Genomic DNA, 23,295 nt, shown 5'->3' with positions numbered 1-23,295 from the left:
CGCTGTGCGACGCCCCGGCCCGCCCGCTCAGAGCTGCAGCACCGACAGGATGTTGCCAGCCGGATCCGCGAACCATGCGATGTCCGGCCCCTGCCCGGCCTCCGCCCCCCGCGCGATCCCCCGCTCATCCGTCATCCCGGCGTACCGCTCAAACCGCACCCCCAGCGCGCTCAGCTCGGTCACCGCCGCGTCGATGTCCGCGACCGGGAAGTTCAGCACCGTGTACTCCGCCGGCACGTGGTTCGGCTTGGGATAGACGAAGACCTCCGCACCCGAGCCCAGGTGCAGCGTCAACATGCCGTGGGACTCGGTGACGCGCAGGCCCAGGGTGTCGGCGTAGAAGGTCTGGGCGGCGGGGATGTCGTTGACGGAGAAGCCGCTGAAGGCCTTGGTGTCAGCGAACATCGGCCATCTCCTCGCGGATGCGGGCCTGGTAGGCCTCGCCGAGCTCGATGATCTGGATGTAGTTGCCGTCGGGGTCCTCCAGGGTGCCGAAGAGCATGCCCTCGTTGCGTTCCTCCAGCTCGACGAGCCAGGTGACGCCCAGCTTGGTGAGGTGGGCGGCGGCGAACCGGGCGTCCTCGACGTGGAAGTTGAAGATGACGCGGCCGGGTTCGGCGGGGGCGGGGGCGATGTCGTCGCGGTGTTCGATGAGGACGGCGACCTCGCCGAACATGAGGAAGCCGTCCTTGCTGACGTGCGCGCCGAGGGCGTGCTGGTACCAGTCGCGCAGGCGGGCGGGGTCGGTGCTGGCGAGCAGGATGCTGCCGAGGGTGGCACTCATGGGATTTCCTTCCGGTTCGGGTCCTGTGGGACACCGACGAACGGGCCCGGCCGGAATCGACACTCAGCGGCGCTGGGTGGTCAGGCCGCTGAGGAAGTAGCGCTGGGCCAGCAGGAACACCACGATCATGGGCACGGTGGCGATGGTGCTGGCGGCCAGCACCAGCTCCCACTGGGCCTCGCCGCCCTGGCCGAAGCGGTCCAGCACCGCCTTGAGGCCGCGGGGCACCGTGAACAGGTCCGGGTCGCGCAGGTAGATCAGCGGTTTCATCAGCTCGGTCCAGCTGTTCTTCAGCTCGAAGACGAACACCACGATCAGGCCCGGCCGGACCAGCGGCAGCGCGATGCTGGTGAACAGCCTGGGGAAGGAGGCGCCGTCGACCCTGGCCGCCTCGAAGACCTCGCGGGACTGGCTGAGGAAGAACTGGCGGAGCAGGAAGACGAAGAAGGCCGAGCCGAACAGGTTCTGCGCCCACAGCGGGACCTGGGTGTTGCCCAGGCCGAGCCAGTCCCACTCCAGGTAGACCGGCACCATGGTGACCGCGGCCGGCAGCATCATGGTGCCCAGCACCAGGCCGAAGAGCAGGTTGCGGGTGCGGAAGCGGAAGTAGGCGAAGCCGAAGGCGACCAGCGCGCTGGACAAGGTGACCGCCAGCGCCGCGGCCAGGCCGACCAGCAGGCTGTTGAGCAGCCACAGCGGCAGCGGCGCCGCCTGCCAGACCTCGCTGAAGTTCGCCGGGGTGAACGGGTCCGGCCAGAGGCTGTTGTCGAAGACCCGCTCGCGCGGTTTGAGGCTGGCGCTGAGCAGCCACAGGAACGGGAACAGGAACAGCGCGGCCAGCGCCAGCAGCGCGAGCACGGTGAACGGGCGCCGCCTCACCTCGGGCTCCCCTCGTAGTGCACCAGGCGGCGGCTGGCCCGCACCTGGAACGCGGTCACCACCAGGATGATCAGGAACAGCAGCCAGGCCAGCGCGGAGGCGTAGCCCATCCGCAGCGCGCCGAAGGCCTGCTGGAACAGGTAGATCACGTAGAACAGGGCGGCGTCGCCGTCCGTGCCGGACTGGACGCCCGCGCCGAAGAACATCGAGTACGCCTCGGTGAAGGTCTGCAGCGAGGCGATGGTGTTGACCAGCACGGTGAAGTACACCGTCGGGCTGATCTGCGGCAGGGTCACGTGCCAGAACTGCCCCCACCGCCCGGCCCCGTCCAGCCGGGCCGCCTCGTACAGCTCCGGCGCCACCCCGGACAGCGCGGCCAGGTAGATCACCACGGTGCTGCCCACCGTCCACAGGCTCATCAGTACCAGCCCCGGCTTGATCCAGGTCGGATCGGTTGTCCACTGTGGACCGTCCACACCGAACCAGGACAGCAGCTCGTTGATCGCGCCGGTCTGGCCGTTGAGCAGCAGCAGGAACATCGCCGCCATGGCCACCGGCGGGGTCATCACCGGTAGGTACAGCACGGTGCGGAAGAAGCCGCGGGCCACCGCCATCCGGTGCAGCAGCACCGCGATGGCCAGCGCCAGCACGATCTGCAGCGGCACGTGCAGCACGGTGAACACCGCGGTGTTCCACAGCGCGGTGCCCACCTTCGGATCGGCCAGCAGGTCGGCGTAGTTGGCCACGCCGACCGCGCGCGGCGGGTTGACCAGGTCGTAGTCGGTGAAGGAGAGCACCAGCCCGGCGATGGTCGGCCCGATGGTGAACAGGGCCAGCCCGATCAGCCAGGGCGCCAGGAAGAACCAGGCCCAGCGACTCTCCCTGCGCACCACGCTCATGGCTACCTCCGCGCCCGCTCGATGGCCAGCTCGGCCTCCCGCTGCGCCTGCCGCATCGCGCTCGCCGGGTCCTGCGCGCCGGTCAGCACCCGGTGCGCGGCGCCCTCGTAGGCGTGGGTGAACTCCAGCCCGGCTGGCACCACCGGCAGCGCGAACGCCTTGTCCTGCAGGCCGAGCACCACCCGCACGCCCGCGTCGACCAGCGGCACCGAGGCGGCCGAGTACAGCTCGGCGAAGATCCGCTCATCCGCGGCCCGGTTGGCGGTATAGGTGCCCGAGTACGGCCTTCCCTTGCGCGCCAAGGCTTCCTTGCGGGCCTTGGCGGCGGCGAACCAGGTGTCCGCGGCGGTCATGGTCACCGCGAACTCGCACGCCTTGGCCGGATCGCGCACGCCGACCGGGATGCCCCAGGCCGAGCCGGAGGCATACGAGATCGGGTTGCCGCGCCGGTCGGTGAACGGGCGCACCGACACCGCGGCCTTCGGGGAGTTGTTGGCCAGGGTGTTGATGTACCAGTTCTCCATCGGCCGGGCGGCCTCCTGCCCGGTGGCGAACTCGTTGCGCGCGCCGTGGGTGTCGAAGGAGTCGCGCAGCGCCTTGAACACCGGCCAGCCGCCCTGCCGCCGCACCAGGTCCGCGGTGAAGGCCACCGCCTCGACCACCCTGGGGTCGTCCAGCTGCGGCGTGCGCCCGTCCTGGCTGACCAGGTCGGCCCCGTTGGCCTTGGCCCACAACGGGAGGAACTCCGGCACCTTGGGGTCGAAGCCGATCCGCCGCAGCCGGTTTCCGTCCACTTCGGACAGTCGATCGGTCAGTTCGGCCAGCGCGCCCCAGTCGGTGGTGCTGACCCGCTCCGGCGCCACCCCGGCCGCGCGCACGGTGTCCTCGCCCACCAGCAGCACCCGGACCAGGTTGAACTCCGGCAGCCCGTAGAGCCGCCCCTGGTAGGTCAGCTGGCCGAGCGCGGCGGAGCGGAACTGGCCGAGGTCGACCCGGTGCCGCCGCACGCAGTCCTCCAGCGGCTGGAGCGCGCCGCGGGCGATGAAGCCGCCCAGGGTGGTGCGGTCGGCGTAGACCAGGTCCGGCGGCCGGCCCGCGGCCACCGAGGAGAGGAACTGCTGGGCGTCGAAGGCGCCTTCCACGATCCGCACCGGGGTCTCCGGGTGCGCGGCGCGGTAGGCGGCGACCCTGGCGGTGGCGTGCTCGTCGGGCAGGCCGAAGCCCATGGTGGTCAGCCCGGCGGTCTCCGGGGTCAGCGCCGCGCCGACGCCGCCGCAACCGGCGCAGGCCAGCAGAGCAGTGCAGGTGAGGGCGGCAATGGCCGTCCGCAGGAAGGGCATGAGCCAAACTTCCCGGCGAGCAGCGCTTCTACACGCGGCAGTCGGGTTACACCCGCCGGTGCCAGGCGGCGACCATGGTGGGCAGGGTGACCGCGAGCTGGAACGGGATCAGCAGGGCCGCGATCACCACGCCCCGGCCGGGACTGGGCAGGTCGAAGGCGAGCCAGCCGCCGACCACGAGCAGCTCGGCCAGCAGCAGGGCCTGGCCGATCCGGTAGGCGCGGGCGTAGACCTCGCCGCGCAGCTGCCACTGGTACTCGTCCAGGTTGCGCTCCGGCAGCTCCTCCACGCCCCTGGTCGAGGCCTTGAGCAGCCCGATGCACAGCACACAGGCCGCGGTCAGCACCACCGCGATCACCAGCAGCGCCACCGGATTTCCCGGCAGCAGGATGAACAGCGCCGCCTCGGCGACCAGCAGCGCGGTCAGCGCGCCGACCAGGCGGCGGCGGGCGGTCAGCGGGCGGAACCGCTCGAACCTGGGGTCGTCGAGCAGTTGGGCGCGCCGGTAGGAGCGCTCCTCACGATCGGTCATGGTCGCCGCTCCTCCCGGTGCTCTGCCGGTACATCTTCGCCCCCGCCGTGGTGAGCAGCCGCACCACCTCCGCGGTCAGCGGCAGCGGGCGGGCCCGGTGCACCACGTGCATCTCGCGCACCGGCGCCAGGCCGGTCAGCGAGCGCACCGCCAGCCGCCGGGTGTCGGCCGCGCCGAGCACGCTCGCCGGCACCAGGGAGACGCCGACCCCGGCGCTGAGCAACCCGAGCGTCACGCCGTAGTCGCGGGTCTCGAAGGCCACGTGCAGGTCCAGCCGGGTCCGGGCGGCCAGGGCTTGCAGGCAGGTCCGGTTGGGCACGCCGGGGCTGCCGCTGATCCACTCCTCCCCGGCCAGCTCGGCCAGGGTGATCCGCTCGGCGGTGGCCAGCCGGTGGCCTGCGGGCAGCACCAGCCGGAGCGGGTCGGTGAGCAGGCGGTGCCGCCGCGCGCCGCCCAGCGGGGGCAGGGTCACCCCGGTGTAGCGGTGGGTGATCAGCAGGTCCAGCTCGCGGGAGGCGATGAGGCCGTAGCCCTCCGGCGGCTCGATGTCGAGCAGGGCCAGCCGGACCGTGGGGTGCCGCTGCCGGAACTCGGCCAGCACGGCGGGGACCAGCAGCGCACCCGCGGTGGCGAAGGTGCCCAGCGCGATCCGTTCCGGGCGCTGGCCCAGCAGCGCGCGCACCGCGTCCTCGGCGTCGCGCAGCTCGCCGAGCACCCGTTCGCCGTGCCGCACCAGCACCGCGCCCGCTTCGGTCGGCCGCACCCCGCCGGGACCGCGGTCCAGCAGCCGCACCCCGACCGCGCGCTCCAGCTTGGCCAGCTGCTGGGACAGCGCGGAGGGAGTGACCGACAGCCTGGCCGCGGCGCCGCTGATCGAACCGGCGTGCGCGACCTCGACCAGCACCCGCAGTCGGTCGGCGTCCATGCCTTAAGTATCGCTACAAACCCCCGAGCAGACATCGCTTCTGCTGAAGGCTCGCCGGGGGCAGGCTGGGGTCATGACTCGACTCCCTACCCCGGCGGATGTGGCCAGCGCGGCCGAGCGGATCGCCCCGTATGTCCGGCGCACGCCGATGCTGCGGGTGGCAGTGGACGGCAGGCCGCTGTGGCTCAAGCTGGAGCAGCTCCAGCTGACCGGCTCGTTCAAGCTGCGCGGCGCGACCAACGCGCTGCTGGCCGGGGACCGGCCGGCGCGGGTGGCCACGGTCAGCGGCGGCAACCACGGGTTCGCCGTCGGCACCGCTGCCCGGCTGCTGGACCTGCCGACCAGGGTGCACGTGCCCAGCTACGCCGCGGAGAGCAAGATCCGGCGGATCAAGGAGACCGGGGCCGAGGTGGTGCACCACCAGACCTACCCCGAGGCCAACGAGGCGGCCCGGCTGGAGGGCGAGCAGCCGGGCACCCGGTTCGTCTCCGCCTACGACGACCCGGCGGTGATCGCGGGCCAGGGCACGGTCGGCCTGGAGATCGTGGCGGACGCGCCCGAGGTGGACGCGGTGTTCGTCGCGGTCGGCGGCGGCGGGCTGGCCTCCGGGCTGGCGCTGGGCACCGGGCGGCGGATCGTCGCGGTGGAGCCGAGGGGCTGCGACTGCCTGCACGCGGCGCTGCGGGCAGGCGAGCCGGTGGACACCGAGGTGGACTCGGTAGCGATGTCCGCGCTGGGCGCGGCCAGGGCGGGCGAGCTGACCTTCGCCATCCTGCGCGCGGCCGGGGTCGAGTCGCACCTGGTCACCGACGCGGAGCTGCTGGCGGCCAGGGACCGGCTGTGGGAGGAGTTCCGGCTGGCGGTGGAACCGGCCGCCGCGGTGCCGTTCGCGTTGTGGCTCAAGGACGAGGTCCCGGCCGAGCAGGCCTGCGTGGTGGTCTGCGGGGCCAACACCGACTGGCTGCCGGAGTAGCTCAGCCGGTGGCGGTGGCGGCCGTCCTCGGCGCGGCCAGCAGCGGGGCCAGGGCCAGTTCGGCCGCGCCGATGAGCACCGGGTCGGGCAGGGCGGCGGTGGTCACCGGGACCGGGTGGATGCGGGCCACGTGCGAGGTCTCCATGCCGGCCAGGATGCGCTCGCGGGCGCCGGGCGCGCCGTGCATGGCGGCCAGCTGGCCGGTGAGGATGACCAGGTCCGGGTTGAGCAGGGTGACCAGCACGGCCAGGCCCGCGCCGATCCGGTCCGCGGTGGCCAGCACCGCGGCGGTGTGCCGGGGGTCGGCCAGCACCTCGGCGACCGCGGCACGCGGGTCGGTGGTGTCGGTGAACGGGATGCCGGCGTGCCGGAGCAGCGCGCGGGCATCGGCCTGGGTCTCGAAGCAGGAGGTCGCGCCGCAGGGGCAGCGGCTCGGCTCGGCGGTGTTCAGCTGGAGGTGACCGGCCTCCAGGGCGTGGCCGGCGCTGCCGTCGAAGGTGACGCCGTGCTGGACCAGGCCGCCGCCGATGCCCACGTCGTCGCCGCCCAGCACCACCGCCACCCTGGCCTCCTGGGCCGCGCCGTGCCTGCTCTCGGCCAGCGCGGCCAGGTGGCCGTCGTTGCACGGGTACAGGTCCAGGCCGGGCAGGCGCTCGGCGAGCAGCCGCTTGAACGGCACGTCGGTCCAGCCCAGGTGGAAGGCCGCGTGGATCTGGCCGTTCGGCGCGTCCAGCACCGCGGGCAGCGCGATGGCCAGCCCGGTCAGGCCCTGGTGGCGGCGCAGCAGCGGGCGGGCCAGCGCGGCCAGCCGGTCGGCCACCGCCTCGGGGGTGCGCTCGTCAGGAGCCAGCGGCACCTCGGTGCGGTCGGTGACCGCGCGGCCGAGGCCGACCGCGGCGATGCTCAGCGAGCGCGAGCGGACCTGGGCGGCCAGCACCCTGGGCCGCGGCACCACCGACACCTGCGGCGAGGGACGACCCAGGCGGCGCGGGCCGTCGGCGGGCGGGCCGCACTGGATCAGCCCCAGTTGCTCCAGCTCGGTGATCGCACTCCCGGTCGCGCTGCGCGCCAGGTCCAGGCGGCGGCTCAGGTCCGCTCTGGTCAGCGGCCCGTGCCGGTGCGCCAGCGAGAGCAGTCGCTGGGCCGCGGGTTCGGCAAACGGGCTTGTGCTCACACCCCTTAGCCTGCCACGCTCTTTTTGTTCTCCTTGAGAATAAAGTCCGTACAGGTGACAGGGGGTGTCCAGGTGATCACGCTGATCGGTGCGCTGGCAGGGGTGTTGACCACGGCGTGCTGGCTGCCGCAGGTGGTGCGCTGCCTGAAGCGGCGCAGCGCGCGCGACTTCTCCTGGGTCTACCTGGTCGCGCTGGGCTCGGGCGTGTTCTGCTGGGTGCTCTACGGCATCGGGCGCGCGGACACGGTGATCATCGCGACGAACTCGCTCACCCTGGTGCTGCTCTCGGTGCTGGTGGCGGTGAAGCTGCGCACCGAGCTGGGCCGGGCCCGGGTGCTGGTCAGCGCGTCCGAGTGATGGTGGCCGCGCCCAGCACCAGGTCACCCTGGGCCGCGTCCTGGCGGTAGAGCACCAGGCCCTGGCCGGGTGCCACGCCGCCGAGCGGCTCGCGCAGGCTGACCACCACCTGCTCGCCACGCAGCTGGGCCACCGCGCCCGCGGTGCCGCCGTGCGCGCGCACCTGCACCACGCACTCCACCGGCCCGTCCAGCGGCACCCCGGAGGGCCAGATCGCCCGCTCGCCGACCAGCTCGGTGACCTGGAGCCGTTCCCGGCTGCCGACCCGGACGGTGCCGGAGACCGGTTCCAGGGACAGCACGTAGCGCGGGCGGCCGTCCGGGGCCGGGCGGTCCAGGCCGAGGCCGTGCCGCTGGCCGATGGTGAAGCCGTGCACGCCCTCGTGCGCGCCGAGCACCTCGCCGGTGGCGTCGTCGACCAGCTCGCCTGGCCGGGTGCCGAGCTTGCGCTGCAAGAACTTCCGGGTGTCGCCGTCGGGGATGAAGCAGATGTCGTGGCTGTCCGGCTTGTTGGCCACGGACAGGCCGCGCTGCTCGGCCTCGGCGCGCACCGCGGTCTTGGTGGAGCCGCCGAGCGGGAACATCGCGTGGCTGAGCTGTTCCGGGGTCAGCGAGGCGAGCACGTAGGACTGGTCCTTGCCCGCGTCCGCGCTGCGGCGCAGCTCGGGGCGGCCGTCCACCTGGGCCAGCCGGGCGTAGTGGCCGGTGGCCACCGCGTCGAAGCCGAGCGCGATCGCCTTGTCCAGCAGCGCGGCGAACTTGATCTTCTCGTTGCAGCGCAGGCAGGGGTTCGGGGTGCGACCGGCGGCGTACTCGGCGACGAAGTCCTCGATCACGTCCTCGGTGAACCGCTCGGCGAAGTCCCAGACGTAGAACGGGATGCCGAGCACGTCCGCGGCGCGGCGGGCGTCGTGCGAGTCCTCGATGGTGCAGCAGCCGCGGGACCCGGTGCGCAGCGTGCCGGGCTTGGCCGAGAGCGCCAGGTGCACCCCGGTCACCTCGTGACCCGCTTCGACCGCCCGCGCGGCGGCCACGGCCGAGTCGACCCCGCCGCTCATCGCCGCCAGCACTCTTTTGCCCATCTCAGACTCCTGCCGGGGGTCGGACCGATCGCCGCAGGCCCGCCAGTCCGGCGCTGCGGGCCCGCGCCACCACCGGGCCGATCGCCGCGCCCAGCGCGGCCACGTCGGCGGCGGTGGAGGTGTGGCCGAGGGAGAAGCGCAGCGAGCCGCGGGCCGAGGACGGCTCCGCGCCCATGGCCAGCAGCACGTGGCTGGGCTGGGCGACGCCCGCGGTGCAGGCCGAGCCGGTGGAGCACTCGATGCCCTTGGCGTCCAGCAGCATCAGCAGGCTGTCGCCCTCGCAGCCGGGGAAGGTGAAGTGCGCGTTGCCGGGCAGCCGTCCCGGCATACCGTCCACAGTGGACTCGAAGCCGTCACCGTTGAGCACCGCGTCGGGCACCGCGGCCAGCACCGCGGCGGCCAGCTCGGCGCGCAGCGCGGTCAGCTCGGCGGCCCGCCGGTCCCGCTCGGCCGCGGCCTGCCGGGCGGCGGCGGCCAGGCCGAGCACCGAGGGCACGTCCAGGGTGCCGGAGCGGACCTCGCGCTCCTGCCCGCCGCCGTGCAGCAGCGGCACGCAGGCGGTGTCCCGGCGCAACAGCAGCAGGCCGATGCCGTAGGGGCCGCCGAACTTGTGCCCGGTGAGGGTCAGCGCGTCCGCGCCGAGCGCGGCGAAGTCCACCGGCAGCACGCCCGCGGCCTGCACCGCGTCGGTGTGCAGCGGGATGCCGTGCCGGTGCGCGACCTCGGCCAGCGCGCGGACCGGGTTGACCGTGCCCACCTCGTTGTTGGCCAGCATCACGCTGACCAGGGCCACGCTGTCCGGATCGGTCCCGATCGCGGCGTCCAGGGTCTCCGGCTGGATCCGCCCGGTGTGGTCGGCTGCCAGCCAGGTCAGCTCGGCGTCCTCGTGCGCGGCCAGCCACTCCGCCGCGTCCAGCACCGCGTGGTGCTCCACCGAGGAGACCAGCACCCGGCGGCGGCGCGGATCGGCCTGCCGACGGGCCCAGTAGATGCCCTTGACCGCGAGGTTGTCGCTCTCCGTGCCGCCGCCGGTGAACAGCAGCTCGGTCGGCCGCGCGCCGAAGGCCGCGGCGATGTCCTCGCGGGCCTCCTCGACCAGCCTGCGCGCCTGGCGACCGGCGGAGTGCAGCGAGGAGGCGTTGCCCAGTCCGGACAACGCCTCACTCATCACCGCGACCGCCCCCGGCAACATGGGGGTGGTCGCGGCGTGGTCGAGATATGTGCTCATCGCCCGTCAAGGGTAGACCGGCCAGCGAGGAAAGCCCCCATCGTGGCGACCCCCGCCATCAGCAGGTTGAGCACGATCACAGCGGTGGTCGGGTCGGTGGTGGAGCCCAGCAGGTTGAGCAGCACGCCGCCGATGCCCACGCAGACCGCCTGGAGCAGCAGGTCGGAGATCTGCAGCGCGCCCGAGTTGAACCCCCGGTCGCCCGGCTCGGACATGCTGAGCACCTTCACCGAGGTGCTGGCCATGGCCAGGCCCATGCCGCTGCCGGCCAGGATCCACAGCGGGATGGACAGCCAGGACAGGCCCCAGGCCGGCGCGATGAACACCAGCCCGGCCAGCGCGATCGCGACCAGGGTGAAACCGCGCCGGATGAGCACGTGCCGGGGCAGGTCCGGGTAGCGGCCCTGCCACATCGAGGCCACCGACCAGCCCAGCGCGCCCACGGTCAGCGGGATGCCCGCGGTGGCGGGCGAGTAGTGGTGCACCGAGGTCAGGGTGAGCGGCAGGTAGGCCTCCACGGCGAAGAACGAGCCGGAGAGCATGCCGCGCAGCAGCACCGTCACCGGCAGGCCGCGGCGGGCCAGCAGCGTGCCCTTGGGCAGCAGCTGGCGCAGCGCGGGGGCCAGCAGCACCAGGCCGAGGGCGCCGATGACCAGCGAGGACCACTGCGGGTGCTGGCTGGCCCAGGTCAGCGCGGGCAGCCCGACCCCGGCGGCGAAGGCGGCCAGCGGCAGCCACTTGCGCGGGGTGCTGGCGACCTCCTCGCGTTCCCGCGCCCGCAGCGAGCGGATGGTGGGACCCAGCAGCAGCGCGCCGATCAGCACCAGCGGGGCCAGGCCGAGGAAGACCCAGCGCCAGCTCGCGTACTGCACCAGCACCCCGGCCACGGTGGGGCCGACCAGCGCGGGCACCACCCAGGCCGCGGACAGCGCGCCGAAGACCGCGGGCCGGTCCCGCTCCGGGTAGACGATGGCGACCATGACGTAGAGCGCGACGATCTGCGAGCCCGCGCCCAGGCCCTGGAAGGCCCGGCCGATGAGCAGCTGGGTCATCGTGTCCGCGGTGCCGGCCACGATCAGGCCGATGAAGAACAGGGTCGGCCCGGCGATGATCCCCGGCACCGGGCCGACCCGGTCGGAGACCCGCCCGGCGAAGACGTTGCCGATGATGCTGGCGGCCAGGAACGCGGTGAACGGCCAGGAGTACAGCGAGGCGCCGTCCAGCTCGGCGATGATCGTGGGCAGCGCGGTGCCCAGGCCCATCGCCTCGAAGGCGGCCAGCGTGATGAGCAGCAGCAGTCCGGTGGTGGTGGCCCGGCGGTCGGGCGCCCAGAGCGCGGAGGGGGGCCGGGTACCGGTCGTCGACGAGGTCACCCCCGCACTCTGCACGCTCCAGTGCGGTGGAGGTCCAGCCCTTTTCCGGGAGGGCCTGCTCACGCCGCCGCGGCCACCTCCGGCACGGTGTGCTCGGCCTCGGGCTGACCCAGCGCCTCGGTCACCGCAGCTTCGGCCGCCGCGGCCATCGAGCGCCGGTCGTGGCCCTCCGGCGAGACCAGCGGCAGCACCGAGGCCTCGATCACCAGCCCGCGCAGGGCCGCGGTACGCAGCAGCGCGGTCAGCAGGGTCTCGTCACCGAGGAAGCCCGCCGCGGTGGTGCACTGCTCGTCCACCACGAACCGGAGCGCGACCGGCCGGGCGGGCACGCCCGCGTCGATCGCGGCCTGGAACGCCGCCCGTTTCCAGCGACCGGTGGCCTGGCCGCACCAGGTGGTGCCCTCGGGGAACACGCCCACCGCGGCGCCGCCGCGCAGCTCCCCGGCCACCTCGGCCACGGTGGCCGGCAGGGTGGACAGCCTGGGCCGGTCCACGAAGAAGGTGCCCGCGCGGGCGGCCAGCGCGCCGATCAGCGGCCAGTGCCGCACCTGGGCCTTGGCCAGCATGCGCACCGGCTGCAACGCGTTCAGCGCCACGATGTCCAGCCAGGAGCTGTGGTTGCCGACCACGAGCACCCCGCGGTCGCGGGGCCGCTCGCGCTCCTCCGGCGCGAGGCTGAGCGCGCCGGGCCGGTACACCCGCAGCCGGACGCCGAGCGCGCCCAGCACCATGCGGAACCAGCCGCGGATCACCGCCGCCCGGCCGCGGGGGCCGAGCACGGACAGGGTCAGGGCGCACAGCGGTCCGGTCAGGACCACCGCGGCCAGGGTCGCCAGGCGCAGCGCGCGCCGGGCCGGGGAAACCTTCGGCAGTGCGTCTCCGGTGGGCAGACACCATGCCCCGCACGGGGAGTGCGGCATCCAGGAGTGCAGTGCCTCTGCTGGACCAGCGGTCATGGTTCCAGGGTGCCCAGTTCGGCTGAACCTACGGGGAACCTCGCCTGACCGGCGGCTGAGCACTACCCGAAGGCGTGGCCCCGCCGGTGCGCGGCTGCGGTGGCAGCCCGCCCTTGTCCCGCAGCGTGGCGAACTCCGGGCCGAGCAGGAAGTTCAGGTACCGCTGGTCCACCCGCTGCATGGACAGCAGCACGTACATGTCGGCCACGCCGAACTCCGGGTCGTGCGCCGGACGCCCGCAGACCCAGGCGCCGATGCGCAGGTAGCCCTTGAGCAGCGCGGGCAGGGTGGCCTGCGGGATGCGGGCCACGCCGTCGGGGTCCCAGGGCTCGCGCGGGGTGATCCGGTACTCCTCCGGCGCGTAGTGCCGGGTGCGCACGATGTCCCAGACGCTGGCCGCGTAGGAGCCGCCGTCGGTCAGCGGCACCGAGGCGCAGCCGCCCAGCCAGGAGTGCCCGGAGAGCAGCATGTATCGGGCGATGCCCGCCCACACCAGCCCGACCACGGAGCCGGTGCGGTGGTCGGGGTGCACGCAGGAGCGGCCGGCCTCCACCAGGCCCGGCCGCAGCGGGTCGAGCGCGCTGAGGTCGAACTCGCTGTCGGAGTAGAGCCGGCCCGCCTCGGCGGCCCGCTCCGGCGGCAGCATCCGGTAGGTGCCGACGATCTCCTGGCTGCGGTCGTCCCTGACCACCAGGTGGTCGCAGAACTCGTCGAAGTAGTCCTCGTCCACGCCGGGGGTGCGGGCGGCGATGTTCGCGCCCATCTCCCCCGCGAAGACGCGGTAGCGCAGTCGCTGCGCGGCGCGCACTTCCTCGCTGTCCCTGGCGACCAGGAGCGAGTAGCGCGGAGTGTCGTCGGACAGGTCCGCGCCCTCGGTAGCGGTGCTGACCAGCAGTCTGGACTGCGTCATGCACTCGGTCTACCGGGCCATTCGGCCGGAGGAAAGTCCATTCGATGACGCGTCGGTGGAAAATCGGTGAAGACCCTGTGCCGCCTCCGGGGAGACCCTGAGTGTGAAACCCGTGTGAGCTGGCGAGACATGACCGAGGGGGTTCCGGCGGCCGTTTCCGGCGCCGGAACCCCCTCGGAGGTCAACTTCATCCTGTCGGGCTAAGCAGCCGGGCAGGTGGTGGAACGGTTCAGCCCTTGCGCTTGCCGATCTCGTCGGTGAGCTGCGGGGCGACCTTGAACAGGTCCCCGACGATGCCGAAGTCGGCGATCTCGAAGATCGGCGCCTCGGCGTCCTTGTTCACCGCCACGATCGTCTTCGAGGTCTGCATGCCCGCGCGGTGCTGGATCGCGCCGGAGATGCCCAGCGCGATGTAGAGCTGCGGGGCGACCGTCTTGCCGGTCTGGCCGACCTGGAACTGGTGCGGGTAGTAGCCGGAGTCCACCGCGGCGCGCGAGGCGCCGACCGCGGCGCCCAGGCTGTCCGCGAGCTGCTCGACCACGGCGAAGTTCTCCGCGCTGCCCACGCCACGGCCGCCGGAGACGACCACGGTGGCCTCGGACAGCTCGGGGCGGTCGCCGCCGACCACCGGCTCCCTGCCGGTCACCCGGGCGACCCGGTCACCGGCGGCGGGGACCTCGACGGCCTCCTCCGCGGCAGCGCCCTCGGCCGGGCTGGCCTCGATCGCGCCCGGACGCACCGAGATGATCGGCACCCCCGAGGTGACCTGGGACTTCACCGTGTAGGAGCCACCGAAGACGGACTGGGTGGCGGTGCCGTCGGCGGCCACGTCCACCGCGTCGGTGAGCACACCCGAGCCGACCCGGATGGCCAGCCGGCCGGCGATCTCCTTGCCGTCGATGGTGGCCGAGACCAGCACCGCGGCCGGGCTGACCCGGCCGACCAGCTCGGCCAGCACCGCGACCTTCGGGGAGACCAGCACGCTGGCGGCCTCCTCGGACTCGGCCACGTACACCTTGGCCGCGCCGTAGCCGGCCAGCGACTCCTTCAGCTTGGCCGCCGTGCCGGGCGCGCCGACCACGACCGCGCTGGGCTCACCGATGGAGCGCGCCGCCGAGAGCAGCTCGAAGGTCGACTTCTTGATCTCGCCGTCCACGTGGTCGACGAGGACCAGTACCTCGGACATGGGTCTTCCTCCTCCTGCTTCTCAGACGAGCTTCTGCGCGGACAGGTACTCGACGATCTTGGTGCCGCCGGTGCCGTCGTCCTCGACCTTCTGGCCGCCGGAGCGCGGGGGCTTCGGCGCGGCTTCGACGACCTTGGTGCTGGCGTTGGCCAGGCCGACCTCGCCCGCGTCGATCCCGGCGTCGGCGATGGACTTGGTGTCCACCGGCTTCTTCTTGGCGGCCATGATGCCCTTGAAGGACGGGTACCGCGGCTCGTTGATCTTCTCGGTCACGCTGACCAGCGCGGGCAGGTTCGCCTCGACGAAGGCCATGCCCTCGTCGGTGACCCGCTCGACCTTGACCGTGGTGTCGGTCAGCTCGACCTTGCTGGCCTGGGTGATCACCGGCAGGCCGAGCACCTCGCCCACCATGGCGGGCACCGCGCCACCGCGGCCGTCGCTGGACTCGTTGCCCGCGATGACCAGATCAACGCCCTCGATGGAGCCGACCAGCTTGGCCAGCGCCTTGGCGGTGGCCACCTGGCAGGAGCCGTGCAGCGCGGGGTCGCTGAGGTGAACGGCCTTGTCCGCGCCCATGGACAGGGCCTTGCGGATGGCCTCGGTGGTGCGCTCGGGGCCCATGGCGACCACGGTCACCTCGCCGCCGTGCGCCTCCTGGATGCGGAGGGCTTCTTCGACCGCGCGCTCGTTGATCTCGTCGAGCACGGCGTCGGCCGAGTCACGGTCCAACGTGTGGTCGGCATCGGTGAGCTTGCGCTCGGAATAGGTGTCAGGCACCTGCTTGACCAGGACGACGATGTTCATGGGTCCTCTTCGACCTCCGAGACCAAGGACGGCATCCACCTGTGCGGGAGGATCTTGGCGAACCTTCCCACGTCGAAAGCACCTTGTGCACGGTGGCCTCGACCACCTGCATGTTACCCGTGAGTAATCTGCCTGCAAGGCAGCCTCAGCAGGCCCGATTCGTGACAGTGCTCACCTCCCGGGTGCCCACAGGGGCGAGATACCGCACTGAAACCGCTTCCCTGGATGCAAACCTTTAATACGGCGTCTAGCGTGCTCTGCCATGTACCGGCGAGTAGCAGTGGTGACCGACTCGACGGCGTGCCTGCCGAGCGGGCTCGCCGAGCGCATGGGCATCTCCGTGGTCCAGCTACAGCTCCAGGTGGGTGACAAGGCCAGCGACGAGGCCTACCTGCCGCCGGATGAGGTGGCCCAGGCGATGCGCGACCAGATCCCGGTGAGCACCTCGCCGCCGCCGTCGGCCGCCTTCTTCTGGACCTACCAGGAGGCCGCGGCCAAGGGCGCGCAGGCGGTGGTGTCGGTGCACCTCTCCGGTGCGCTGTCCCAGACCCTGAACGCGGCCAGGGAAGCCGCCGCGCAGGCCCGCATCCCGGTGCACATCGTGGACTCGCAGTCCTGCGGGATGAGCCTGGGCTACGGCGCGCTGGCCGCGGCCGAGGCGGCGGGCAACGGCGCGAACGTGGCCCAGGTGCAGGGCATCGCCCAGTTCCGCTGCCACCACGCCAGCGAGTTCATCTACGTGGACACCCTGGACTGGCTGCGCAAGGGCGGCCGGATCGGCGCGGCCTCGGCGCTGATCGGCACCGCGCTGGGCATCAAGCCGGTGCTGACCCTGCACCGCGGCGAGATCGTGCCCTTCAGCAAGGTCCGCGGCACCGACCGGGCGCTGGAGAAGCTGGTGGAGGCCGCGGTGGAGCGGGCAGGCGACCGGCCGGTGGACGTGGCGGTGGAGCACTTCGGCTCGCCGGAGCGGGCGGGCAAGCTGCTCGAACAGCTCCAGTCCCGGATCAGCTACGGCCGGGAGTTCCTGTTGACGCAGGTCAGCTCGATAATAGGAGCACACGTGGGGCCGGGGGCCCTTGGCGTGACCATCTCCCCGCTGCGCTGACGGCAGGAAACTGCCAGCGGCGGCCGGGCCCGGCCGGGTGATCCGAGACTTCCTGGCATGCCGATCGCCGAGCCGTCCAGCCCGCTGTGGGCGCTGGTCCGCCTGCGGGTGCCGTGGCCGGACACCGACGAGGACCAGGTGGACGAGCTGGCCCGGCGCTGGACGAGCAGCGCGGGCAGCCTCGGCCAGACCATCGAGAAGGTCGAGCGCACCGGCGCCGAGGTGACCGGGGTGTGGCCGGACGCCGCCGGTCTGGCGATGTCCGGCAAGCTGCGCGACTCTGCCGAGTTCCGCCGGATCGAGGCCGAGATGACCAAGGTCGCCGGGGACGCGGGCCGGTTCGCCGCCGAGGTGCGCGGCACGAAGCAGGCGATCGCGCAGTACATCGAGGAGAGCACCCCCGGCTTCCTCAAGACCTTCCTGCTGACCGCTCCCGCGCTGGGCGTGGCGGCCCCGCTGATCTACGCCGGGCAGGTCGCCGACCAGGTGGAACAGCTGGTGGCCAGCGCGGCCGAGCGGATCAGCGGCGGGTTCAGCGCGAGCACGGTGCCCGAGCCGCTCGGCGGGCTCACCCCGCCCCCGCCCGGCGGCTCGCCGGAGGCCAACGCGGCCTGGTGGAACGCGCTGAGCAAGCCGGACCAGCAGGCGATCATCCGGGAGCACCCGGAGTGGATCGGCAACCTGGACGGCGTCCCGTTCGCGGCCAGGGACGAAGCCAACCGGCTGCGACTGGACATCGAGCGGGACCGGCTGCTGGCCGAGCGGGCCGAGCTGATCCGGCAGTACGAGACCGGGGACCGGCCGTTCCTGTACTGGGACCGGGAGCAGGCCTACACCGAGCACCAGAAGCGCCTGGCCGCCATCGACGCCAAGCTGGCCTCGGTCGAGGCGGTGCGCGAGGTGGCCGGGCGGGACGGGCGCAGCGTGCTGTTGCTCAACACCCAGGGTGAACGGGTGGAGGCGGCCATCGGCAACGGCGATGTGGACAACGCCAAGCACGTCGCGGTGTTCACCCCCGGCCTGACCAGCACGGTGGACGGCTCGCTGCGCGGCTACGACGAGGACCTGAACGGGCTGCGGGAGCGCAGCCTGGCGGTGCTCAAGCAGAACGGCCGCGAGGGTGAGACGGTGGCCACGGTGACCTGGATCGGCTACCAGGCGCCGCAGCTGACCGGGGACAGCCTGCTGAACCCCAGCCAGACCGTGGGGCTGGACCAGGCGGCCAGGGCGGGCGCGGACAAGCTGGCCCCGTTCCTGCGCGGCATCGACGCGGCCCGCCCGGTGGACCCGGAGCTGACCGCGCTCGGCCACTCCTACGGCTCGACCACCACCGGCCTGGCCCTGTTGCAGGGCACCGGCGTGGACCGGGCCGCGTTCTGGGGCTCCCCCGGCGTCGGCACGCTGGACCCGCGAGAGCTGGGCCTGTCCCCGGACCGGGTGCTGGTGCAGGAGAACCGGAACGACCCGATCGCGGACTTCGGCACCTTCGGCGGCGACCCGTCCCGGCTGCCCGCCATCCACGGCGAGCCCGGCACCGCCCCCTCGCCCTACCCGGGTGAGGCCCCGCGCGTCGTCGGCTCCGGCCACTCCGGCTACAACGTGCGCCACGGCACCTCCGAGCACAACATCTCCGCGCTGATCGTGGGCGAGCAGGACGACATCATCCGCGAGCGCGACCACGAGCCCGACTACCCGTACTGGAACTGACGATGCCCAGCTGGAGCTGATATGCACAGTGCCGACCTGGACCTGGCGGCCGCCGAGGCCGCGATGCGCTCGGTGGCCGGCACCGCCGACGCCTACGAGGCGGCCTGGCACGCCGACCGGGAGGCGCTGGCCGCCGCGACCGGCGCGCTCGGCTCCGGCGTGCTCGGCCAGGCGTTCCGGCCGCGCTACACCGAATCCGAGGCCGCATTGCGGGCCGCCGCGGACCGGGTGCCAGGGGTGTACCGGCGCTTCGCCAAGGCCGGGACCGACTCGGTGGCCGACTACCGGCTGGCCGACGCGGCCAGCGCGCGCGGGTTTGGCGGAGGCTGACCCTCGTACCTGGAGTTACTGACCGGTAGGGTACGGGGGTGACCGCCGAATCGCTGCCGCTCACCGGTGAGCGCACTGTCCCTGGCATCGCCGAGGAGAACTACTGGTTCCGTCGGCACGAGGCGGCCTACGCGGCGCTGCTGCCGCACTGCGCGGGCGCGACCGTGCTGGAGGCAGGCTGCGGGGAGGGCTACGGCGCGGACCTGATCGCCTCGGTGGCCGCGCGGGTGGTCGGCCTGGACTACGACGAGCTGACCGTGGCGCACGTGGCCAAGGCCTACCCGAGGGTGGCGGTGCTGCGCGGGAACCTGGCCGCGCTGCCGCTGGCCGACGGCGCGGTGGACGTGGTGGCCAACCTCCAGGTGATCGAGCACCTGTGGGACCAGCCGGGGTTCCTGGCCGAGTGCCTGCGGGTGCTGCGGCCGGGCGGGCGGCTGCTGCTGACCACGCCGAACCGGATCACCTTCTCCCCCGGCCGGGACACCCCGCTGAACCCGTTCCACACCCGTGAGCTCGCCGGGTCGGAGCTGGACGAGCTGCTGCGCGCGGCGGGTTTCCGGGTGGAGCTGCTGGCCGGGCTGCACCACGGGACCCGGCTGCGCGAGCTGGACGCCGCGCACGGCGGGTCGATCATCGACGCGCAGGTGGCGGTGGTGCTCTCCGGGCAGGCCTGGCCGGAACCGCTGCTGACCGACGTGGCCGGGGTGTCCGTCGAGGACTTCGCCATCCACACCGAGGACATCGACGCCAGCCTGGACCTGGTGGCCGTGGCGGTGCGGCCGTGAGCCGGGCGCCGATCGGCACCTTCAGCCTGGTGCTGCACAGCCACCTGCCCTGGCTGAGCCACCACGGCGTGTGGCCGGTCGGCGAGGAATGGCTCTACCAGGCCTGGGCGCACTCCTACCAGCCGCTGCTGCGCATGCTGGACCGCTTCGCCGCCGAGGGCCGCCGGGACGTGCTGACCCTGGGCGTGACCCCGGTGCTGGCCGCACAGCTGGACGACCCGTACGCGCTGCGCGCCTACCACCACTGGCTCGGCTCCTGGCTCAACCGCGCGCACTACGCCGGAACCCGTTGGCAGCACGGCGATCCGCTGCTGCGGGAGCTGGCCGCGGCCGAGCACCGGCAGGCTTCGGCCACCCTGGCGGAGTTCGAGTCGCGCTGGCGGCACGGCTTCTCCCCGGTGCTGCGACCGTTGGCGGACAACGGAACCATCGAGCTGCTCGGCGGCCCGGCCACGCACCCGTTCCAGCCGTTGCTGGACCCCCGGCTGCGCGAGTTCGCGCTGCGCCTGGGTCTGGCGGACACCGCCTCGCGGATCGGCCGTGCGCCGGCAGGGATCTGGGCGCCGGAGTGCGGTTACGCGCCCGGTATGGAGACCGGGTACGCGGCGGCCGGGGTGCGCCGGTTCCTGGTGGACGGTCCGGCCCTGCACGGCGACACCGCGACCGCGCGGCCGGTCGGCTCCTCGGACGTGATCTGCTTCGGCCGCGATCTTGAGGTGACCTACCGGGTCTGGTCGCCCAAGGCCGGGTACCCGGGCGATCCGGCCTACCGGGACTTCCACACCTACGACCACCCGTCCGGGCTGAAACCCTCGCGGGTCACCGGGAAACAGGTGCCGCCGGAGCAGAAACGCCCGTACGAGCCGGAACTGGCCGCCGCCGCGGTGGCCAGGCACGCCGCGGACTTCGTGGACACCGTGGTGCGGCGGCTGACCGAGCTGGCCGCGCGGGACGGCAAACCGGGCCTGGTGGTGGCCGCCTACGACACCGAGCTGTTCGGGCACTGGTGGCACGAGGGCCCGGCCTGGCTGGAGGCGGTGCTGCGCGCGCTGCCCGAGGCCGGGGTGCGGGTGAGCACGCTGCGCGGCGCGCTGGCCGCCGGTCACCTCGGCGCGCCGGTGGAGCTGCCGGCCTCCTCCTGGGGCTCCGGCAAGGACTGGCGGGTGTGGGACGGCGAACAGGTGGCCGACCTGGTCACCGACGGCGCGGACCTGCAACGCCGGGTACTGTCCACAGTGGACGGACACCTGGCCGGGACCACCCGTGACCCCGCCTTCGACCAGCTGCTGCGGGAGACCCTGCTGAGCCTGTCCAGCGACTGGGCGTTCATGGTGACCAAGGACTCCGCGGCCGACTACGCGCGGCGGCGGGCCAAGATCCACGGCGGGCACGCGCACGAGCTGGCCCGGCTGCTCACCGAGGGCGACCGGGGCCGGGCGTTACGACTGGCCGCCGAGCTGCGTGGACCGGACGGGCTGTTCGGCCACCTCGACGCGCGTGCGCTGCGAGTCCGAGCCGATGGGTAGGTTGTCCGCACACACGGGGAGGAACGGGTCCGCATGCGCGTGCTGATGTTGTCCTGGGAGTACCCGCCGGTCGTGATCGGCGGCCTGGGCCGTCATGTGCACGCGCTGGCGAAAAGCCTTGCCGCCCAAGGGCATGAGGTGGTCGTGCTGTGCCGCCACCCGGCCGGCACGGACGCGGTGACCCACCCCGGCGAGGACGTCCTCGGCGAGGGGGTCCGGGTGCTGCGGGTGGCCGAGGACCCGGCGCACCTGACCTTCGAGCAGGACCTGGTGGCCTGGACGCTGGCCATGGGGCACGCCATGATCCGCACCGGGCTGGCGCTGCTGCGGGACTGGCGGCCGCAGGTGGTGCACGCGCACGACTGGCTGGTCGCGCACGCCGCGATCGCCCTGGCCGAGGCCGCGGACGCGCCGCTGGTCGCCACCATCCACGCCACCGAGGCCGGTCGGCACAGCGGCTGGCTGTCGCACACGCTGAACCAGCAGGTGCACTCGGTGGAGTGGTGGCTGGCCAACTCCTCCGACGGCCTGATCACCTGCTCGGCCGCGATGCGGGACGAGGCAGCACACCTGTTCGAGGTGGAGTCCGAGCTGATCACCGTGCTGCACAACGGGATCGAGCCGCGCCGCTGGCGGGTGGACCAGGCCGAGGTGGCCGCCGCCCGCGCCAGGCACGCCCCCGACGGCGCGCCGCTGCTGCTGTTCTTCGGCAGGCTGGAGTGGGAGAAGGGCGTGCAGGACCTGCTGGCCGCGCTGCCCCGGATCCGCCGCTCGCACCCCGGCGCCCGCCTGGTGGTGGCGGGCAAGGGCATCCACGAGCCGCACCTGGTCGAGGCCGCCCGCAAGCTGCGGATCCGCCGCGCCGTGGACTTCGTCGGCCACCTCTCCGACCGCGACCTCTCCGCCCTGCTGCCCGCCGCCGACGCGGTCATCCTGCCCAGCCGCTACGAACCCTTCGGCATCGTCGCCCTGGAAGCCGCCGCCGCGGGCGCGCCCCTGGTCGCCTCCACCGCGGGCGGCCTCGGCGAGGTGGTCCAGCACGGCCGCACCGGCCTGTCCTTCACCCCCGGCGACCTGGACGGCCTGACCAGCGCGGTGCGCGCGGTGCTGGACGACCCGGCCGCGGCCAAGCGCCGGGCCAGGGCGGCCAAGGCCCGGCTGTCCACCGACTTCAACTGGGACCTGATCGCCGCCGACACCACCGCGGTGTACGCCGCCACCACGCGCGGGCCCCGGCCGGTGCTGGGCCGCCCGAAGATCCCGTCCGGGAACGTCTTCGGCCGGGAGTAGCGGCTACTCGCAGACCTTCCCGTCGTGGTCGGCGTCGCGGTACCAGTGGTACTCCGGGTCGATGCCCAGGTAGTACGGGCCGAGGCCGTGCGACTTGGCCTCCTTGCAGGTCCGGTAGCGGGGGTCGGTCTTGGGCGCGGGCGGCGGCGGTGGCGGTTTGGGTGTGGTCTTCGGCGGGGCCGGTGGCTTGGCCGAGGTGCGCGGGGCCGGTGGCGGGGCGGGCGGTTGGCTCGGCTGCGGCGGAGCGGGCGGCGGCGTGGGTGCCGCGGTGGTGGTGCTCATGGTGGTGGTCGTGGTGCTCGCGGCCGTGGTGACGGAGGTTTCCGGCAACCGCGGTGGTTGCACCGAGGGGGACGCGCCACAACCGGCCAGCAACGCGCCACCGGCGCACAGTCCGGCCAGCAGTCTGAATCGGGGAACAGACACGGTTCACCTCGCACCGCTCATCCCCGACGACGACAGGAACAGGCACCCTAAGCCGCCCTCCGCCGGGTGACACTGGGCCGACCGGGTGATGCCGGATCACGGTCCGGGTAGCTTCGACCTCATGTTGTTGTGGATCAACGGAACCTTTGGCGCTGGCAAGACCCAGGTGGCGCACGAGCTCCAGCGGCGGCTGCCCGGGAGCCACATCGCCGATCCCGAGTTCCTCGGCTTCGGGATGCACCGGATGCTGCCCCGGCAGCAGCGATCCGACTTCCAGGACATTCCGCTGTGGCGCACCGGGACCAGGGAGATGCTCGACCAGATCGCGAAATCGGTGCCAGGAGTGGTGATCGTGCCGATGACGCTGGTGAACCCCGGCTACTACGAGGAGATCATCAGCGGGCTGCGCGGGCTGGGCCACCAGGTCAGCCACTACACGCTGACCGTGCCGGACCGGGAGCTGCTGCTACGGCGGCTGCGCACCCGGGGCGAGACCCGCAACGGCTGGGCGGCGGCGCAGTACGACCGCTGCGCCACCGCGCTGGCCGACCCGCTCTTCGCCGAGCACGTGGCCACCGAGAACCTGACCGTGCCCCAGGTCGCCGAGGAGGTGGCCGGGCGGGCCGGGCTGCGGCTGCTGCCCAACCGGGACAATCCGGTCACCGCGCAGCTGCGGCGGTGGCGGGTGCAGCTCCGGCACCTCCGGTTCGACTGAGGAGTTC

At 73.0% G+C, this 23,295-nt stretch carries 25 protein-coding genes; 9 read left to right on the top strand and 16 right to left on the bottom strand.

Features of this window, described 5'->3' with window-relative positions:
- Positions 1-27: 27 nt before the first annotated feature.
- From ACWDY5_RS03625 to ACWDY5_RS03595, 7 genes are all read right to left on the bottom strand, one after another.
- Positions 28-405, bottom strand: a complete 378-nt coding sequence (locus ACWDY5_RS03625) for a VOC family protein (RefSeq protein ID WP_449720799.1) — start codon at positions 403-405, stop codon at positions 28-30.
- Positions 395-784: a VOC family protein gene (locus ACWDY5_RS03620; protein ID WP_449720798.1), complete on the bottom strand. Its 390-nt coding sequence runs from the start codon at positions 782-784 to the stop codon at positions 395-397. The genes ACWDY5_RS03625 and ACWDY5_RS03620 overlap by 11 nt, the downstream gene beginning before the upstream one ends.
- 63 nt (positions 785-847) lie before the next feature.
- The gene (locus tag ACWDY5_RS03615) at positions 848-1,663 is read right to left on the bottom strand and encodes a carbohydrate ABC transporter permease (RefSeq protein ID WP_449720797.1); all 816 of its coding nucleotides are present in this window, start codon (positions 1,661-1,663) and stop codon (positions 848-850) included.
- On the bottom strand, positions 1,660-2,562 hold the full coding sequence (locus tag ACWDY5_RS03610) for a carbohydrate ABC transporter permease (RefSeq protein ID WP_449720796.1): 903 nt from the start codon (positions 2,560-2,562) through the stop codon (positions 1,660-1,662). The genes ACWDY5_RS03615 and ACWDY5_RS03610 overlap by 4 nt, the downstream gene beginning before the upstream one ends.
- Before the next feature lie 2 nt (positions 2,563-2,564).
- The gene (locus ACWDY5_RS03605; protein WP_449720795.1) at positions 2,565-3,902 is read right to left on the bottom strand and encodes an ABC transporter substrate-binding protein; all 1,338 of its coding nucleotides are present in this window, start codon (positions 3,900-3,902) and stop codon (positions 2,565-2,567) included.
- Between the two features lie 46 nt (positions 3,903-3,948).
- The gene (locus tag ACWDY5_RS03600; RefSeq protein WP_449720794.1) at positions 3,949-4,434 is read right to left on the bottom strand and encodes a hypothetical protein; all 486 of its coding nucleotides are present in this window, start codon (positions 4,432-4,434) and stop codon (positions 3,949-3,951) included.
- Positions 4,421-5,359, bottom strand: coding sequence for a LysR family transcriptional regulator (locus ACWDY5_RS03595; RefSeq protein ID WP_449720793.1), 939 nt, complete (start codon positions 5,357-5,359; stop codon positions 4,421-4,423). Before ACWDY5_RS03595 ends, ACWDY5_RS03600 begins: the two co-directional genes overlap by 14 nt.
- Positions 5,360-5,432: 73 nt before the next feature.
- Between ACWDY5_RS03595 and ACWDY5_RS03590 the strand changes: the two genes are divergently transcribed.
- Positions 5,433-6,332: a serine/threonine dehydratase gene (locus ACWDY5_RS03590; protein WP_449720792.1), complete on the top strand. Its 900-nt coding sequence runs from the start codon at positions 5,433-5,435 to the stop codon at positions 6,330-6,332.
- Position 6,333: 1 nt separating this feature from the next.
- Here the strand turns inward: ACWDY5_RS03590 and ACWDY5_RS03585 are convergent, their stop codons facing one another.
- A complete protein-coding gene (locus ACWDY5_RS03585; protein ID WP_449720791.1) occupies positions 6,334-7,506 on the bottom strand; it encodes an ROK family protein in 1,173 nt (390 codons plus the stop codon).
- A 72-nt stretch (positions 7,507-7,578) separates the two neighbouring features.
- Between ACWDY5_RS03585 and ACWDY5_RS03580 the strand changes: the two genes are divergently transcribed.
- Positions 7,579-7,863, top strand: coding sequence for a SemiSWEET family sugar transporter (locus tag ACWDY5_RS03580; RefSeq protein ID WP_449720790.1), 285 nt, complete (start codon positions 7,579-7,581; stop codon positions 7,861-7,863).
- Here ACWDY5_RS03580 and mnmA read toward each other — a convergent pair.
- From mnmA to ACWDY5_RS03545, 7 genes are all read right to left on the bottom strand, one after another.
- Positions 7,847-8,944 (bottom strand): tRNA 2-thiouridine(34) synthase MnmA, encoded by a 1,098-nt coding sequence (gene mnmA / locus ACWDY5_RS03575; protein ID WP_449720789.1) that lies wholly within the window; start codon positions 8,942-8,944, stop codon positions 7,847-7,849. The genes ACWDY5_RS03580 and mnmA overlap by 17 nt on opposite strands.
- A 1-nt stretch (position 8,945) precedes the next feature.
- Complete coding sequence (locus ACWDY5_RS03570) at positions 8,946-10,172, bottom strand: cysteine desulfurase family protein (RefSeq protein ID WP_449720788.1); 1,227 nt, start codon at positions 10,170-10,172, stop codon at positions 8,946-8,948.
- Positions 10,169-11,545, bottom strand: coding sequence for an MFS transporter (locus ACWDY5_RS03565; RefSeq protein ID WP_449720787.1), 1,377 nt, complete (start codon positions 11,543-11,545; stop codon positions 10,169-10,171). The genes ACWDY5_RS03570 and ACWDY5_RS03565 overlap by 4 nt, the downstream gene beginning before the upstream one ends.
- Before the next feature lie 59 nt (positions 11,546-11,604).
- On the bottom strand, positions 11,605-12,501 hold the full coding sequence (locus tag ACWDY5_RS03560; protein WP_449720786.1) for a lysophospholipid acyltransferase family protein: 897 nt from the start codon (positions 12,499-12,501) through the stop codon (positions 11,605-11,607).
- 28 nt (positions 12,502-12,529) lie between these two features.
- The gene (locus ACWDY5_RS03555; RefSeq protein ID WP_449720785.1) at positions 12,530-13,411 is read right to left on the bottom strand and encodes a GNAT family N-acetyltransferase; all 882 of its coding nucleotides are present in this window, start codon (positions 13,409-13,411) and stop codon (positions 12,530-12,532) included.
- A 229-nt stretch (positions 13,412-13,640) separates the two neighbouring features.
- Complete coding sequence (locus ACWDY5_RS03550; protein ID WP_449720784.1) at positions 13,641-14,597, bottom strand: electron transfer flavoprotein subunit alpha/FixB family protein; 957 nt, start codon at positions 14,595-14,597, stop codon at positions 13,641-13,643.
- 21 nt (positions 14,598-14,618) lie between these two features.
- Positions 14,619-15,401, bottom strand: coding sequence for an electron transfer flavoprotein subunit beta/FixA family protein (locus ACWDY5_RS03545; protein ID WP_449720783.1), 783 nt, complete (start codon positions 15,399-15,401; stop codon positions 14,619-14,621).
- Positions 15,402-15,684: 283 nt separating this feature from the next.
- Here ACWDY5_RS03545 and ACWDY5_RS03540 point away from each other — a divergent pair, with 283 nt between their 5' ends.
- From ACWDY5_RS03540 to ACWDY5_RS03515, 6 genes are read left to right on the top strand one after another with little or no spacing between them, the layout of a single operon-like run.
- Positions 15,685-16,509, top strand: coding sequence for a DegV family protein (locus tag ACWDY5_RS03540; RefSeq protein ID WP_449720782.1), 825 nt, complete (start codon positions 15,685-15,687; stop codon positions 16,507-16,509).
- A gap of 57 nt (positions 16,510-16,566) precedes the next feature.
- Positions 16,567-18,216, top strand: a complete 1,650-nt coding sequence (locus ACWDY5_RS03535; RefSeq protein ID WP_449720781.1) for an alpha/beta hydrolase — start codon at positions 16,567-16,569, stop codon at positions 18,214-18,216.
- Between the two features lie 21 nt (positions 18,217-18,237).
- Entirely contained in the window at positions 18,238-18,546 is a 309-nt protein-coding gene (locus tag ACWDY5_RS03530; RefSeq protein ID WP_449720780.1) for a hypothetical protein, read from the top strand.
- 38 nt (positions 18,547-18,584) lie between these two features.
- Positions 18,585-19,331: a methyltransferase domain-containing protein gene (locus ACWDY5_RS03525; protein ID WP_449720779.1), complete on the top strand. Its 747-nt coding sequence runs from the start codon at positions 18,585-18,587 to the stop codon at positions 19,329-19,331.
- Positions 19,328-20,857, top strand: a complete 1,530-nt coding sequence (locus ACWDY5_RS03520; protein WP_449720778.1) for a 1,4-alpha-glucan branching protein domain-containing protein — start codon at positions 19,328-19,330, stop codon at positions 20,855-20,857. Before ACWDY5_RS03525 ends, ACWDY5_RS03520 begins: the two co-directional genes overlap by 4 nt.
- 33 nt (positions 20,858-20,890) lie before the next feature.
- Positions 20,891-22,147 (top strand): glycosyltransferase family 4 protein, encoded by a 1,257-nt coding sequence (locus tag ACWDY5_RS03515; RefSeq protein WP_449720777.1) that lies wholly within the window; start codon positions 20,891-20,893, stop codon positions 22,145-22,147.
- Between the two features lie 3 nt (positions 22,148-22,150).
- Here the strand turns inward: ACWDY5_RS03515 and ACWDY5_RS03510 are convergent, their stop codons facing one another.
- Positions 22,151-22,573, bottom strand: a complete 423-nt coding sequence (locus tag ACWDY5_RS03510; RefSeq protein ID WP_449720776.1) for an excalibur calcium-binding domain-containing protein — start codon at positions 22,571-22,573, stop codon at positions 22,151-22,153.
- Between the two features lie 121 nt (positions 22,574-22,694).
- Between ACWDY5_RS03510 and ACWDY5_RS03505 the strand changes: the two genes are divergently transcribed.
- Positions 22,695-23,288: an AAA family ATPase gene (locus tag ACWDY5_RS03505; protein WP_449720775.1), complete on the top strand. Its 594-nt coding sequence runs from the start codon at positions 22,695-22,697 to the stop codon at positions 23,286-23,288.
- The last annotated feature ends 7 nt before the right edge of the window (positions 23,289-23,295 follow it).

Source organism: Crossiella sp. NPDC003009 (genome assembly GCF_053591555.1).
This window is presented reverse-complemented; position numbering and strand designations above follow the sequence as displayed.

What these genes read in the sequence shown, in the direction of transcription:
- ACWDY5_RS03560 (WP_449720786.1), bottom strand. Translation starts at nt 12,501, where the DNA reads ATGACCGCTGGTCCAGCAGAGGCACTGCACTCCTGGATGCCGCACTCC.
- ACWDY5_RS03570 (WP_449720788.1), bottom strand. Translation starts at nt 10,172, where the DNA reads ATGAGCACATATCTCGACCACGCCGCGACCACCCCCATGTTGCCGGGG.
- ACWDY5_RS03545 (WP_449720783.1), bottom strand. Translation starts at nt 15,401, where the DNA reads ATGAACATCGTCGTCCTGGTCAAGCAGGTGCCTGACACCTATTCCGAG.
- ACWDY5_RS03530 (WP_449720780.1), top strand. Translation starts at nt 18,238, where the DNA reads ATGCACAGTGCCGACCTGGACCTGGCGGCCGCCGAGGCCGCGATGCGC.
- ACWDY5_RS03535 (WP_449720781.1), top strand. Translation starts at nt 16,567, where the DNA reads ATGCCGATCGCCGAGCCGTCCAGCCCGCTGTGGGCGCTGGTCCGCCTG.
- ACWDY5_RS03555 (WP_449720785.1), bottom strand. Translation starts at nt 13,411, where the DNA reads ATGACGCAGTCCAGACTGCTGGTCAGCACCGCTACCGAGGGCGCGGAC.
- ACWDY5_RS03505 (WP_449720775.1), top strand. Translation starts at nt 22,695, where the DNA reads ATGTTGTTGTGGATCAACGGAACCTTTGGCGCTGGCAAGACCCAGGTG.
- ACWDY5_RS03550 (WP_449720784.1), bottom strand. Translation starts at nt 14,597, where the DNA reads ATGTCCGAGGTACTGGTCCTCGTCGACCACGTGGACGGCGAGATCAAG.
- ACWDY5_RS03590 (WP_449720792.1), top strand. Translation starts at nt 5,433, where the DNA reads ATGACTCGACTCCCTACCCCGGCGGATGTGGCCAGCGCGGCCGAGCGG.
- ACWDY5_RS03595 (WP_449720793.1), bottom strand. Translation starts at nt 5,359, where the DNA reads ATGGACGCCGACCGACTGCGGGTGCTGGTCGAGGTCGCGCACGCCGGT.
- mnmA (WP_449720789.1), bottom strand. Translation starts at nt 8,944, where the DNA reads ATGGGCAAAAGAGTGCTGGCGGCGATGAGCGGCGGGGTCGACTCGGCC.
- ACWDY5_RS03515 (WP_449720777.1), top strand. Translation starts at nt 20,891, where the DNA reads ATGCGCGTGCTGATGTTGTCCTGGGAGTACCCGCCGGTCGTGATCGGC.
- ACWDY5_RS03620 (WP_449720798.1), bottom strand. Translation starts at nt 784, where the DNA reads ATGAGTGCCACCCTCGGCAGCATCCTGCTCGCCAGCACCGACCCCGCC.
- ACWDY5_RS03600 (WP_449720794.1), bottom strand. Translation starts at nt 4,434, where the DNA reads ATGACCGATCGTGAGGAGCGCTCCTACCGGCGCGCCCAACTGCTCGAC.
- ACWDY5_RS03625 (WP_449720799.1), bottom strand. Translation starts at nt 405, where the DNA reads ATGTTCGCTGACACCAAGGCCTTCAGCGGCTTCTCCGTCAACGACATC.
- ACWDY5_RS03605 (WP_449720795.1), bottom strand. Translation starts at nt 3,902, where the DNA reads ATGCCCTTCCTGCGGACGGCCATTGCCGCCCTCACCTGCACTGCTCTG.
- ACWDY5_RS03610 (WP_449720796.1), bottom strand. Translation starts at nt 2,562, where the DNA reads ATGAGCGTGGTGCGCAGGGAGAGTCGCTGGGCCTGGTTCTTCCTGGCG.